Here is a 514-nt window from a genome sequence, read left to right as displayed (position 1 = left end):
AACAGTGTGCGTGCCGTTGTTATTATCGACAACCTTAGCCAATGGAGATTTTCCATCCTTACCGTCTTTGACGATGGTAGATGAGGTTACTTCGTCTGGATCGAGCTGGCCATTGCCGTTCTTATCGAGTCCAACTTTAACAGTGTGCGTGCCGTTATTATTGTCTACGACTTGAGCCAATGATGGCTTGCCATCTTCACCTTTGGCTCCAGTTGCACCGGTAGCACCTGTTGCGCCAGCTTTTCCATCTTTGACGATAGTTGAAGATGTTACTTCATCTGGATCAAGCTGACCATTATTGTTCTTATCAAGTCCGACTTGAACAGTATGGGTACCATTGTTGTTATCAACAACCTTAGCTAGTGGAGATTTTCCATCCTTACCGTCTTTGACGATGGTAGATGAGGTTACTTCGTCTGGATCGAGCTGGCCATTGCTGTTCTTATCGAGTCCAACTTTAACAGTGTGCGTGCCGTTATTGTTGTCTACGACTTGAGCCAATGATGGCTTGCCA

At 45.7% G+C, this 514-nt stretch carries 1 protein-coding gene; it reads right to left on the bottom strand.

What is annotated here, in order from left to right:
* Positions 1-514: collagen-flanked surface repeat-containing protein (locus D8792_RS11335; RefSeq protein WP_446677410.1), on the bottom strand; the 514-nt coding region annotated here is incomplete at both ends.

The sequence above is a fragment of the Streptococcus cristatus genome (genome assembly GCF_003943505.1).
GTDB classification, from domain to species: Bacteria; Bacillota; Bacilli; order Lactobacillales; family Streptococcaceae; genus Streptococcus; species Streptococcus cristatus_E.
The sequence above is the reverse complement of the archived record's forward strand: the minus strand, read 5'-3'. Positions and strand labels throughout refer to the sequence as shown.